The 12714-nt window shown below is 64.1% G+C and carries 14 protein-coding genes; 6 read left to right on the top strand and 8 right to left on the bottom strand.

From position 1 onward, the window contains the following. Positions 1-57: 57 nt before the first annotated feature. Together rfaE2 and CQ020_RS06530 are read left to right on the top strand one after the other, a co-directional pair. Positions 58-1746: a D-glycero-beta-D-manno-heptose 1-phosphate adenylyltransferase gene (gene rfaE2 / locus CQ020_RS06535; protein WP_258141741.1), complete on the top strand. Its 1689-nt coding sequence runs from the start codon at positions 58-60 to the stop codon at positions 1744-1746. A 10-nt stretch (positions 1747-1756) separates the two neighbouring features. Continuing rightward, complete coding sequence (locus tag CQ020_RS06530; RefSeq protein ID WP_105691099.1) at positions 1757-2791, top strand: NAD-dependent epimerase/dehydratase family protein; 1035 nt, start codon at positions 1757-1759, stop codon at positions 2789-2791. 3 nt (positions 2792-2794) lie between these two features. Here CQ020_RS06530 and CQ020_RS06525 read toward each other — a convergent pair whose 3' ends face one another. Then, complete coding sequence (locus CQ020_RS06525; RefSeq protein ID WP_258141740.1) at positions 2795-3877, bottom strand: aromatic acid exporter family protein; 1083 nt, start codon at positions 3875-3877, stop codon at positions 2795-2797. A gap of 183 nt (positions 3878-4060) precedes the next feature. On the opposite strand from CQ020_RS06525, the gene CQ020_RS06520 reads away from it, so the two are divergent. From CQ020_RS06520 to CQ020_RS06510, 3 genes are read left to right on the top strand one after another with little or no spacing between them, the layout of a single operon-like run. Continuing rightward, positions 4061-5038, top strand: a complete 978-nt coding sequence (locus CQ020_RS06520) for a hypothetical protein (RefSeq protein ID WP_181151791.1) — start codon at positions 4061-4063, stop codon at positions 5036-5038. Beyond that, the gene (locus CQ020_RS06515; protein WP_105691097.1) at positions 5035-5466 is read left to right on the top strand and encodes a phage holin family protein; all 432 of its coding nucleotides are present in this window, start codon (positions 5035-5037) and stop codon (positions 5464-5466) included. Before CQ020_RS06520 ends, CQ020_RS06515 begins: the two co-directional genes overlap by 4 nt. Then, positions 5463-6038, top strand: coding sequence for a DUF3618 domain-containing protein (locus CQ020_RS06510; protein ID WP_105691096.1), 576 nt, complete (start codon positions 5463-5465; stop codon positions 6036-6038). The genes CQ020_RS06515 and CQ020_RS06510 overlap by 4 nt, the downstream gene beginning before the upstream one ends. A 79-nt stretch (positions 6039-6117) precedes the next feature. On the opposite strand, the gene CQ020_RS06505 is transcribed toward CQ020_RS06510, so the two are convergent. From CQ020_RS06505 to CQ020_RS06475, 7 genes are all read right to left on the bottom strand, one after another. After that, positions 6118-6594 carry a phage tail protein gene (locus CQ020_RS06505; RefSeq protein ID WP_105691095.1) on the bottom strand — a complete coding sequence of 159 codons (477 nt, stop codon included), beginning with the start codon at positions 6592-6594 and terminating at the stop codon, positions 6118-6120. A gap of 27 nt (positions 6595-6621) precedes the next feature. Next, positions 6622-7221: a hypothetical protein gene (locus CQ020_RS06500; RefSeq protein ID WP_105691094.1), complete on the bottom strand. Its 600-nt coding sequence runs from the start codon at positions 7219-7221 to the stop codon at positions 6622-6624. Between the two features lie 71 nt (positions 7222-7292). Next, a complete protein-coding gene (locus tag CQ020_RS06495; RefSeq protein ID WP_105691093.1) occupies positions 7293-7928 on the bottom strand; it encodes a hypothetical protein in 636 nt (211 codons plus the stop codon). Beyond that, positions 7915-8550 (bottom strand): RDD family protein, encoded by a 636-nt coding sequence (locus CQ020_RS06490; RefSeq protein ID WP_105691092.1) that lies wholly within the window; start codon positions 8548-8550, stop codon positions 7915-7917. The genes CQ020_RS06495 and CQ020_RS06490 overlap by 14 nt, the downstream gene beginning before the upstream one ends. Before the next feature lie 61 nt (positions 8551-8611). Next, positions 8612-9418, bottom strand: coding sequence for a hypothetical protein (locus CQ020_RS06485; RefSeq protein WP_105691091.1), 807 nt, complete (start codon positions 9416-9418; stop codon positions 8612-8614). After that, a complete protein-coding gene (locus CQ020_RS06480) occupies positions 9415-10395 on the bottom strand; it encodes a hypothetical protein (protein ID WP_105691090.1) in 981 nt (326 codons plus the stop codon). The genes CQ020_RS06485 and CQ020_RS06480 overlap by 4 nt, the downstream gene beginning before the upstream one ends. 227 nt (positions 10396-10622) lie before the next feature. Next, positions 10623-11111, bottom strand: a complete 489-nt coding sequence (locus CQ020_RS06475; protein ID WP_024818962.1) for an inorganic diphosphatase — start codon at positions 11109-11111, stop codon at positions 10623-10625. A 147-nt stretch (positions 11112-11258) separates the two neighbouring features. Here CQ020_RS06475 and dacB point away from each other — a divergent pair, with 147 nt between their 5' ends. After that, on the top strand, positions 11259-12704 hold the full coding sequence (gene dacB / locus CQ020_RS06470; RefSeq protein WP_105691307.1) for a D-alanyl-D-alanine carboxypeptidase/D-alanyl-D-alanine-endopeptidase: 1446 nt from the start codon (positions 11259-11261) through the stop codon (positions 12702-12704). Positions 12705-12714 lie beyond the last annotated feature (10 nt).

The raw sequence follows: 12714 nt of genomic DNA, 5'->3' as shown, positions 1-12714 counted from the left end.
GCGCCCCGGGGTACCTGAGGGGAACAGGAAACTGTAAGCCCAATCGGAAGGTACCCCATGGCACGCCTATCCAATCAAGACGGCCAGCACAGTCAAGAAGGCCATGCCAATCAAGCTGGCAGGGGAAATCAAGAAGGCTTGGCGAATCAACAAGGCCTTGCTGACTGGTTGCCAGGCCGTTTGGCCGAGGCGCGGCCTGTTGTGACTGTCATTGGTGATTCCATTCTGGACGGCTGGTGGGATGGAACCATTGAGCGGTTCTGCCGGGAAGCCCCGGCCCCTGTGGTCCAGGTCCAGCGCCGTGACTTCGCTCCTGGAGGTGCGGCAAACACGGCGATGAACCTGGCTGCACTGGGGGCGCAAGTGCGTTTTGCTTCACTCGTAGGAGAGGACACAGAGGGCCGCACGCTCCTTGAGCATCTAGAGTCGGCGGGAGTTGACGTCTCGCATGTGGTGTCCCATGCGGACATGACCACCACCACCAAATTCCGTGTGAGCAGCGGTGGGCAGGTGATGCTGCGACTGGATGACGCTGCCAGTGAGGTCCCAGCTGAGGGCCTCCGCCTGCTGGCCGCTGCCATTCCCGCAGCGATCTCCGGCTCCTCTGCCGTGGTCCTCTGCGACTACGGAGCCGGGGCATTGGACGGGGCCGCGCGGGAGGCGATCTTCGAGCATCTGGGATCGCAAAGCGAGGGGCCGCCGAGTGAGGGGCCGCAGGCTGTGGGGGAGGAGGCTGTGGGCGAGGAGGCCGGCTTTCCGGGGGACCGGAAAAACATGCTGGCAGCCCGGCAAAACAAGCTGGTAGTGGTGGACGCCCACTACCCGGGACGGTGGGCCCAGCTCCATCCAGACCTCGCTACCCCGAATGCGCAGGAAGCCGCCAGGCTGCTCGGCACAGAGTTCCCCGGCGGAGCCGCCAGGTGCCCGTTCGTGGAAACCCACTCGGACCAGCTCCTGCGCGCCTCAGGTGCGGCCGCCGTCGTCGTGACGTTGGACCGGGAGGGGACCCTGACCATCCGCCCCAACAGAAATTCTCAAGAGCCGGCTACCCACCGGACGTGGGCCCGGCCTCAGGCGGAGAAGCAGGCCTCGGGTGCCGGCGACACGTTCGTGGCGGCGTTGACTATTGCCCGTGCGGCGGGCTTGCCGTTGACCACCAGCGTGGATCTGGCGCAGGCTGCCGCGGACGTGGTGGTGCACAGGCCGGGCACCTCCGTCTGCACCACTGAAGAATTGGCAAAGCACCTCCGGGGGTTCGCCGATACGGCGCTGACGGACTCCGAGTTGGCCCGGCAGGTGGGGGAACACCGCCGGGAGGGCAAACGTATTGTGCTGACCAACGGGTGCTTCGATGTCCTCCACCGTGGCCACACCCGCTACCTCAACCAAGCCAAGCAACTGGGAGACGTACTGGTGGTGGCGCTGAACAGCGATTCGTCCGTGCGGAAGCTCAAGGGTCCGGACCGGCCGGTCAACCACGAGGCCGATCGCGCGGCAGTCATCGCCGCCTTGAGCTGCGTGGACCATGTCACGGTGTTCGATACCCCCACGCCAATACCGCTCATAGATCTCCTGCGGCCGGATGTTTATGCCAAAGGCGGCGACTACACGCCGGAGATGCTCCAGGAAACTGAAGCGGTGGAACGCTACGGCGGCACGGTGAGCATCTTGGATTATGTGCCTGAGCACTCCACCACAGCGGTCCTGGAACGCATCCGTTCCACGGGCGAAACCCCGCAGGCCTGAGGAGGCAGCCATGCGCATTGTGATCATCGGGGCAACAGGACACGGCGGTACGGAACTGCTGAAGCGGCTCCAGCGGGCACGTTCTGAAGAGGGCGCGGATCTGGAGCTGGTGGGGGTCGCCCGGCGGCAACCTGACCAGGACGCAGCTCCGTATCACGGCGTGGAGTGGCACACCCTGGACATCAGCGCCACCGAGGATCAGCCTGCCCTGGAAACCGCCTTGGCAGGAGCCGACGCTGTGGTTCATCTGGCGTGGCTGATCCAACCGAACCACAACCGGGAGATGCTTCGCCGGACCAATGTGGCCGGAACAGCCCATGTGCTCGCCGCCGCGCGACAAGCGGGAGTAGGACACGTGGTGTGCGCATCATCCGTAGGGGCGTACTCGCCGGCGCCCAAAGATCAGCGGACCAAGGAAGGCTGGCCCACGGGCGGCATCAGAGGCTCGCACTACAGCGTGGACAAGGCCGCACAGGAACGGCTCCTTGACGGTTTTGCCAAGGAAAACCCGGACATCGTGGTGGCACGGCTCCGCCCCGCGCTGATGTTCAGTGCAGATGGCGGGAGCGAGGTTGGCCGCTACTTCCTGGGACGGGTCCTGCCTCGGCTGGTTCCGCGTAAACCGTGGCTGCCGCTGCTCGCCATCCCCAAGGAGATGGTGTTCCAGGCAGTCCACACCTCTGACGTCGCAGATGCCTACTGGCGTGTGGTGGAGCGTAAGGCGGAAGGTGCTTTCAACATCGCCGCCGAGCCGGTGATCGACCCCAACGCCCTCGCGTGGATTCTCAATGCCAGGCGCGTGATGCCGTTCCCGCTGCCGGTGCTGCGCGCCGTCGTCGAGGTCAGTTGGCGGCTCCGGCTTCAGGTGACCGACGGCGGGTGGGTGGACATGGCGGCCAACGCGCCCATCATGGACACGGCCCGTGCTCACGCCCTGTTGGGCTGGTCTCCCAAGCATTCTTCGCTGGAGTCGCTGGCGGAAATGCTGGACGGGATTGGTGCAGGGAAGGGCCGGAAGGGCTCACCGCCGCTGAAACCGCGCTGACCCTTATTCGGAAGTCAGCATAACGGTGAGGATCCGGCGCAGGCTCATGGCCACCGAGGCCGGAGCGTTCACCGGGGATTGGTCAGCGGCGGCCTCGGCCACGGCGTCGCTGAGGGCGCTGATGCTGTCCTTGGCTCGCGCCAAGCGGTTGGCCAATTCACCGTTTTCGGCGTCGCGCCAATGATCCACGACGGCCGCCACGGACTCCAGGGCGTCTGCGAGGGGTGCCACCACGGCATCCGGGATGACCGTCCCTGCGCCCTCTTCCCAGATGGCGCTGGCCAGGACGTCGGTGATGTCCTGGACGTGGAACGTCAGCCGTTCAAGGGTTTTCAGTCCGGCAAGGTCGCCGGGCAGGCGGGTTGCACGACGACGGGACCGGGGGTTCGCTTTGGCGCTCAATTCAGCTTGATGCACCGCAGTCCGCACGCCTGCCGCTGTCAGCGAAAGTTCGTCACTGCGGCTGGCCCAGGCCTCATGGTTGGGTGGCCAGGACTCTTCCATGGCCCGGGCCATGTCTTTGAGTTGGCGGGACAACGCGCCTTGGTGCCCGGCGATGGCGGGATCGATGTCGTCGAGGTGAAGAGGCGGAAATATCAACCAGTTCACCGCAAATCCAACCGTGACACCCAAAGCCATCTGGAGGACGTACGCAAAGGAGAAGCCTTCGGCGTTTGAGTCTCCCAACACCAGGACGAACAGGGCTGCCATGGGAATCCATTCGGAAGCAGTGCCCAGCCGGGGAAGGCCGCCGATCAGCACCCCAAGTCCCACCACCAAGGCAACAGCCAAGGCCGTTGGTGCTGCCACGGTGGTGATGGCAAAGGCCATGCCGATGCCCAGGACCAGTCCCGCCAGACTTTGCAGCCCATGCTTGGCGGAGTCCGCCACCGTGGGGTGCATGCTGACCAGGGCGCCCAGCGGGGCGTAGTACGGATAGGCGGCTGCGGACCCTGGCATGAAGGGCGCGAGGTACCAGGCCAGGCCTGCTGCAACAGCCGTTTTAGCGGCGAACAGGAGGCGGTGGCGGGTCACAGTTTTTTGTAGCGCGGGAATCAGCCGTCGCCTGCTTGGCAGTTGGCTCATTAAACCTACGTTGACAGGTCTGCCCTCCAGTGTCGAGCGGAAAGAGGCGAAAGTGGGGCACAACATCTTTCGGAAATTCGGGCGATTAGAACCGGGGTAAGCGGGTACACACCCATTGATAGTAACGATACTTACTATCCCGGCTGCTGTCCGCAGCCTGCCAACTGTGGAAAGAGAGCGACAATGACTGAGAGCCAATCGCCGCAGGACGGAAGCTTCGCGGCGCCACGGACCGGAGCCCATGCAGGGACCGAGCCATTTTCCGGAAGCTACCTCGACTCGCCTGACATTGAGACTCAAACTGCCGGAACCACCGGAATCAGTGGAGCACCCACGGGTTCGGGAACAGGTTCTGACAGTTCCGGCAAGGTAGATACAGCCAAGGAAGAAGCTGCGGGAGTAGCCGGGGCAGTATCGGATGCTGCCGGTGGCGTAGTGGACACCGCTAAGTCCGAGGCCGGCCACGTAGCCCACGAAGTCAAGGTCAACGCCCGCCAGCTGCTCACTCAGACCAAGGGTGAACTCACAGATCAAGCCCAGGTCCAGCAGCAGCGTGTAGCCGAAGGCTTGCGGTCCATCTCCGACGAACTGTCCAGCATGGCCAACTCCAGCGAAAACGGTGGCGTTGCTACGGACCTGGTCCAGCAGGCAGCCCAGCGTTCTTCCTCGATCGCCCAGTGGTTGGAGGGCCGGGATCCCGGTTCGCTCCTGGACGAGGTCAAGGGCTTTGCACGCCGCAAACCTGGCACCTTCCTGCTGCTGGCTGCCGGGGCCGGAGTTCTCGCCGGCCGTCTGGGCCGAGGCATGGCAGACAACTCACCCGTGGGGGACACTCCCGGTGCAACCACCAGCACCACTGGGGCGCCGGGTGCCGTCTACTACCCCACGCAGGGTGGAGCAGTACCACCTCCCGCTGTGGACCTGCCCGGCCCAACCGCCACCACCGCCGGTTACAGCTCGGCCACCACCACGGGAGTAGCAACAGGTGGCGCGGCCACGGGGTACGACGCCGGTACTACGGGCGGATACGACGGGTCCACTCTCCCTTACCCGGAGACAGACGCCGGGGGAGTCAAGGCCCAGGGTGACCCGCTCGCGGGACCGATCGACCCGGCGAATCCCCTTGACCCGGACGATCCCCAGTATGGAGGTCCCCGATGAGTAGTCCCGCCGACCTGCCTCACGCAACAGCCCATGAGAAAGCGGAGAACCTTCCTCTTGGTGAGCTGCTGAGCGACCTGACACGCGACGTCTCAACGTTGATGCGCCAGGAAGTGGAGCTGGCCAAAGCGGAGATCAAGGATTCCGCAACCAAAGCCGGCAAGGGCGCGGGAATGCTGGGCGGTGCTGCGTATGCCGGGCACATTACCGTGCTGTTTCTGTCCATCGCCCTGTGGTGGGCCTTGGGCCAGCTGGTAGGCCTCGGTTGGTCCGCCGTGATCGTTGCGGTCATCTGGGGAATTGTTGCCGCTGTCCTGGCTGCCAAGGGGCGCAAGGAGCTGAACGCGATCAAGGGCATGCCCCAGACCGCGGAGACGGTCAAGGAAATACCTCCCGCTTTGAAACCAAACACTGAGGAGACACGATGACGCAGAACCCCGACGCCCTGCGCGCCGATATCGAAGAAACCCGCCGGCGGCTGAGCACCAATGTTGATGCGGTGGCTGACAAGGTCACTCCGTCACACATCGTCAACCGCCGGGTGGACAAGTTCAAGACTGCCGTCTTCGGTGCGCGTGACGATGTCCAGTACCGTGCCAGTGAAACCGCGCATCACGCAGGGGACGCCGTTTCCGGTGTGGTTTCGGACATCAGCGACGCACCGCAGGCAATCACACGCAAGGCCCAAGGCAGCCCTATTGCGGCCGGTCTCATCGCTTTCGGTGCGGGTTTGCTGGTCTCGGCCCTGATTCCGCCGTCAGACAAGGAACGTGAAGCTGCCCAGGCTCTGAAGGAAGCGGCCCAGCCGCTTACAGATGAGCTCAGCCACGCGGCCCAGGAAGTTGCCGAGCACCTGCGCGAACCCGCACAGGATGCCATGCAGAAGGTCAAGGACACCGCCACGGAAGCCGCAGCAAACGTCAAGGACGAGGGCCAGGCAGCCGCCGCCGACGTGCAGGACCGTGCGCAGACGGCCAAGGACAACGTCAGCAACCAATAACACCCCCGCCAACCCAACTGAGTCGCAGAAGATGCCGTTTTGAGCCCTCAGAACGGCGTTAACTGCGACTCAGTTGGGTTCAGTCCTGAGCGGGCGGGTACTCGCCCTTGATGAGGAAGTAGGAACCCCGGATAGTCCCGGCAAGCTTCGATTTCTGCCGTGCAAACTTGAACTTCGCTTCCAACTCGGCGGGGATCTCCATCCCATCGGCCAGCTTGAAACCAACCGCCCTTTTCCCGTCTTCGAGGCTGTACATCACGTTGATGGCCAGGCCTGACTCGTAGAAGACGTAGGCCATATGCAGGTCTTCAACCTGGAACGCAGTGGCCTCTACAGGGCGGGACTCAATAACAATGTCGCGTTCTTCGCGAAGGATCCGGCTGACGCGGTCCACCACGTCCGGAACCTCGCTTGCCGGGCTCACCACAAAAACGTGGTTGTACTTATTCCGGAAATAGCGGGCCTCGTTGGCGCGTAACCCGGCGGCAGCCTCGGCTACCGGCGACGATTCCAGGCCGACTGTAGAGACGGTCTTGAAATCAACGGTGTATGGCATGGGACCTCCTGGTCAGCGCTAATATCATCAGCGCACGTCGAGAATCATCTGTAGCAAGCGGGCGGCGGCCGGACGGGCGGCGTGTTCCTCTGCCCACTGTGCACGGGCCAGCGCCTTGCTCACTGCTTGAGTGGTGATGCCGAGCTCCTGGGCGACGGCTTTCTGCTGACCCCGGACACCCGGCGTGAGTAGATCCAACACCCGCCATTCGGCCGTGCTCCGGTGCTGCACTATGTGTCCGAGGAGCCGCAGCACTGCCTCCGCTTCCGAAGCAAGGGCGGCGAGGGGGCCGTCGACTGCCACGGGGACACGTTCTTTGCCGTTGCGAAGACGATCCACTGCCCTCCGGGCGTAAACGAGGCCATGCCCAGATGCGTCCTTGACCAGGTTGGGCAGGGGCTCGTTGATGGGCCCGACTCCGATGCCCACGTACCACTGGTCGGACCGTAGCGCGATCAGAGCCGTCTCCACAGCTTGGTGACTGCATTCCACGATGCCCTGGACCTCATCCTCAACCGATCGGTCAAAGTCGAGCCGCGCAGGAATGTGCCGCAGGTCCTTGAGCAATTGCGGCACAAGATCACCGTCGTGGCGGCTGTCGCGTTGGTTGATGGTGAGAGTGAACATAGTGGATCACATGCTACCGGCTGGTAGTCGGTCTGCAAGGGCCAAATTTGACCACAGTTGAGTGAAACCGCTCAGTCAAGCGCCGTTCGCCCCGTCAGTACGACGGCGGGCAGCGCACCTGCCGCTGCCCGCGCGGCATCGGGCATTCCAGCCGCATTCATGGCCTCGCGGATGGCGGCGGCCAGGGGAGCGGGGTCGTTGTTGGAGGCAAAGACCCAGAACGTGTCCCGGGCCTTGAAAACCAGGGCATTCCGCCCGCCCGCACCCAAGGAAACCTTCTGTCGGGCAGTCAGGCGACGATCCGGATCCGTACCGTCCAGCGTTGTCACGGCTTTGATGGTGCTGGGGACGATGTCATCCCAGGCAAACACCAGCCGGGTGCTCGACTGGGAGTATTTAGCCACGAGCCCGCCGTCGAAGACCAATAGTTTCCGGAAGCTCCCCAGAAAGGTCATGGACCACAGCAGCAGGCCGGTCAGGATGCTCGTTAGTGCAAAGAAGCCGGGGTCATTGAAGTGTCCGGCTTCCCGCGTGGAGCGGATGGGACTGACGAATTCGGCGATGGTCCCAAAGACGAAACCCACCACAAGGCAGGGGAGCAGGACCTTCCAGAAGATCTTGCGTGAGGAGGCTATGTAGCGGAGCTGCCCCAGCTCAGGACCGAGCCTGCGCTCAACCCGGCGAACCAGCCAGTTACGGCCGTGCATCCGGGCGCTGGCCGTAGAGGTTGGGCAGGTTCTGCCGCTCTGCCGCAGCCGCCTGCTCTGCCGCCGCTGCCTTGGGGTCCGGGATGGGCTGCTGACCTTGAGCGATTCCCGAGCGCCGGTCCATGGCTGCGAACTTCGGGTCCCAGGTGTCATCTCCGCCGCCGCTGATGGCGGAGGCAATGAGCATCACCACGAAGAACGGGAAGAAAGACCAGCAGATGGCCCGCCAACCGCCCAACCAGGCTCCCGCCGTCGTGCCGTTCTTGATCCGCACGGAGCGCATACCGGCCGCGGCGTCGCCTACGCTGCCCACGGATCCCCAGATCATGCCGTAAATAAACAGCCCAACAAACCACAGGACCACGTAGAGCGTCAGCCACAAACCGTCGTTGTATCCCAGGGCCGAACCGCTGCTCATCATGGCCTCGCGGACCACTGCGGCGATCACGGCCAGCACCATGTAGCCCACCAGGAACACCACGGCATCCAATACACGGCCCCAGAAGTGGGCTGTTCCGGAGGCTTTGACGAAGTACGCGCCGGTGTCGGTGTGGCGGCGGACAGCGCGTCCGGTCAGCGGATCCACCAAGCCGGTGGAGGTTGAGGGTTTCGGAGTGCTCATGAGGGGCTTTCAGCTCGACGGCGGGATGCGGCTTTGGGCGGCGCGTTCTTGGAGCGGAACGTCAGGCCAGGCCGGCCAGCCCGCCCAGGACGCGAGCCAAGGACGGGGCGGAAGTTTCCTGCAACTCGAAGGTCACGGATTCGCCCTGCTCCGGCAGATCGGATGTCGGTGAGCCCTCCACACGCGGCGTCAACACGTGGACGCCGGACGGGCCGGTGTAAACAGTGACGGTGGGGAATTCGTCGGTGTCTGCATTGAACGCCACCACGTTGCTGGCAGCTTGAGTGTCGGCCAAGGCTGTGGCGGCGTGGGCCTCGAACTGGGCTTCTGTGTAGAGGGCAGGCTCGGTGTCGCGGGCCGCGGCCTGCTGGGGGTCCACGAACTCCGCCAGGCGGGGAACCAGTTGATCGCGGGTGACTACGGTGAAGCCGTGCAAACCGCTTTCGTCCACTTCTTCCAACAGGACGCCGTCATCGTGAAGGTAGCCGTAGAGCCAGCGCTTGCCGGTGGAGACGGTACGTTCCACGGAGACAACGCTGCTGCCGCTGCGGCGGAGCGTGAGGGTGCCGGTGATTTCCTCGGTGGCGTGCAAGCGCGACGGCTCAGTTTCGCCCTCGAAGACCACCGGGTACACCAGTTCCTTGGCCAGCAGGCCGCGCAAGGCGATAGCGCACATCAGCTCCTTGCTGGCATCCTGGGCCGAAAGCCACGGCAGAGCTACCAACTGTTCGTGCTGAACGCCGTCCAGTGCCACAACTTCTTCATCGGTCAACGTGGGCAAAGGCGCGCCGATTGCGCTGGCACTGGCCAGGACCTTGGCTGCGGCCTCAACGTCCCGCTGGGTCCACTTCATGGTGCTGGTGGTCATCCGAATATCCCTCCGACAAAGTTTCCGACTGACTTGGCGGCGTCACTGACCCCGTCTGCCACCTTACTGCCTACGTCCTTTGCGAAGCCCGCCACCTCCTTGGCACCGTCGGCGATGTAGCTGCCGGGGTTGCGGGCGAAGTTGCTGATGGAGTCCCAGTTGTCGGCCACCAGATTGCCCAGTGCCCAAGCGCCCGCAACAATGCCGGCGCCGATGACGATCGGAGCACCGATCGGGCCAAGAAGCGCAGCACCACCGGCCGTCATGAGCATGATGCTGCCCACGCCGCCCACCACGGACAGCCCACCTGCCACACGGTCGCCGGTGCCTCGCCAGCCGTCGTGCTCCGGGTTGATCATGTCGCTGATGCCGCCCACAATGTTCAGCGGTGCGGCCAAGGCTCCAGCTACCCGGAGCCCCTTGGAGAACTTGCTGGCATCCTGGAACGCCTGGCTGTAGGGGATGTTGGCTTTGAGGTCGGTGAGGACATCAGTGACCTTCTCACCATTGCGCAGCGCGGTCATGGCGTCGCGGACCACGGTCCCGCCGGCCCGCCAGTTGGTCAGGACTTCGCGGGTCTTCACCCATTCGGCGTTGCCAAGCTTGAGGTATTTGTACGCCGTCCACAGCGGGGCACCCACGCCCTTGACGCCCATGGCCGTGTCATAGACGTCCTTGAGGACGCCCACAGATGTGCCCGAGCCGTCGTTGTGGCTGGCGAATTCCTGCTGGTTGGCGTGCTTCTTCAGTTGGCTCGCGTTCTCGCGCAACATGTTGGCGGCCTTGACCAGGCTCTGCCGATGCTGGGAATTCCAGTCGCCCTTGAACACCGTGGCGTCGCGGCCCTGCCACGCCGTGGTGGAGTTGATTGTGTTGGACAACTGTGTGCTTTGCAAGCTGATGGCGTCGGCAGCTTTGCCCATCACGCCTGCCAGACTGCGAAGCTGCCCTATATCCGCGCCGTAGAACCCAGCCAATGGAACCCCCTTTATACAAGCATCGAAAAGTCTCGTCCCAGCCTAGGCGGAGCAGCAAACCAGCGCGATGGGGAGACATGCCCATGTGCATAAACCGTTAAAGAACGACGGCGGTTGGTGTGGTTCGCAGGGAACCGCACCAACCGCCGTCGGGACCCAACTGAGTCGCATTAGTGCGCGTTTTGAGCGGTCAAAACGCGCTTAACTGCGACTCAGTTGGAGGAGGACTAGTGTGCTGCCGGAACGTAGCGCTTGATGGAAGCTTCCAGTTCGGCTTCGGCAGCGGCGCGGTCGCCCCAACCTTCAGCCTTGACCCACTTGCCGGGCTCCAGGTCCTTGTAGCGCGTGAAGAAGTGCTCGATTTCCTTGATCAGGAATTCGCTGACGTCGCTGACTTCCTGGATGTGGTCGAAACGTGCGTCAACGGGGACGCAGAGGACCTTGGCGTCTCCGCCGCCGTCGTCGGTCATGTTGAAGACGCCGATGGGGCGGGATTCAACGATGACGCCCGGGTGGAGGTCGAAGTCCTGCAGGAGCACCAATGCGTCCAACGGGTCGCCGTCTTCGCCCAGGGTGTTCTCAAAGAAACCGTAGTGCGTGGGGTACTGCATGGAGGTGAACAGGACGCGGTCCAGGCGGACACGGCCGGTTTCGTGGTCAACTTCGTACTTGACGCGCGATCCCTTGGGGATCTCGATGGTCACGTCGTGCTTCATGGAATGCTCCTTGACGGGGGTGGGTGGGGCGCGGCAGGCAAAAGCACGGCCGGCGCCGCCGACTACTATTGAGGATATAGCGAGAGGCCCGGGTTTCTTGAACCGGCGGGGACATTTCAGGACTGACAGGACCAAGCAACTTACATGATGGCCGTTAAAAATGGGGGTGCCCGCAAGCGGGTGTCCCCGGCGTGGGGGCGCTTTACCTGGCCGATATTACTGACCACAGTTTTGCTGTGCCTCGGCGCAGTAGTGGTGGCGGGGATGGTTCCGGGCCTGTTCAGCGCGCCAAAGCCTCCGCCTTCGATTCCCGCCTGGCAGAAGGTGCCGGACCGCCTGTCCGAGGTCAACAGTGTGCTTCCGTTGGACGCCCGGGCGCCCCTGCCCGTGCCTGCCCAGGTGGCGAAACTCCTCGATGCCACGCTCAAACCGGATGGTGCGGGCAGCATCAGCGGCGTGGTGCTGGACGCATCCACTGGTCAAGTTCTCTTCGACCGGGACGCCAACGCCAACCGCATCCCGGCCTCGAACATGAAGCTGCTGACCGCCGTCGCAGCCTTGAAAACGCTCGGTCCGGAAACCCGGTTCACCACCCGTGTGCTCGGATCCGACGACCCCTCCACAGTGGTTCTGACCGGTGGAGGGGATGTGCTGCTGGGTTCCGGCGCCTCCGAACCCACCGCCGTTCTTGGGCGCGCAGGACTCGCATCTTTGGCTGCGGACACGGCTGCCGCTTTGGCCGCGGCCGGGGTGGCGGGGCCGGTCACCCTTCGCGTTGACGACTCCCTCTTTACCGGCGCGCCCCTGAACCCGGCATGGAGCCTGGACGACGTCGCCGCCGGAGAAACCGCGCCCTTGTTCTCCTTGGCGTTGAACTCCGGGCGCTACAGCCCCGACGTTCTCACCGGACCCAGGCCCCAGGATACGGCCATCACCACCGCCCAGGCGTTCGCCGAGCAGTTGGCGGCTGCGGGCGTCGCGGTGAGTCCCGGCGTCGAACGCGGCAAAGGCACTCCCGCCAAAGTGTTGGCTGCTGCTGAGTCGGCCACCGTCAGCGAGCAAGTGGACCTCATGCTTGAGTCCTCGGATAACTTCCTCGCAGAAGCGCTGGGGCGCATGACCGCTTTGGCGTCCGGCCAGGCAGGGACGTACGACGGCGCCACTGCGGCCGTGCGGCAAAGGCTGGGGGAGTTGGGGATCGCCACGGATTCGATGCAGTTGGCCGACGTTTCGGGCCTTGCCTTGGAGAACCAGGTCACCGCCCACCAGTTTGCCGAGGTTGTTCGTGCCATCACCAGCGGGCCGGACCTTGCCCTGCGGACCGCGCTCGATGGTTTCCCGGTAGCCGGACTCACGGGGACCCTGGATGACAGGTACTTGGACGCCGGAACATCCGAGGGCGCCGGGCTGGTGCGCGCCAAGACCGGGACCTTGAATACCGTGATCGCGTTGAGTGGTTACGTGGTGGATGCTGATGGTCGGCTGCTGGTGTTCTCGTTCATTGGCAACGGGCTGGACCCCGGAGCCGCGGGCAACAAGGTGGCAATGGACCGTTCGGCGTCGGTGCTTGCCGCGTGCGGTTGCCAAGGCTGAGTCCTCCGCG

The sequence above is a fragment of the Arthrobacter sp. MYb23 genome (assembly GCF_002979775.1).
In the GTDB taxonomy this organism is placed as follows: Bacteria; Actinomycetota; Actinomycetes; order Actinomycetales; family Micrococcaceae; genus Arthrobacter.
This window is presented reverse-complemented; position numbering and strand designations above follow the sequence as displayed.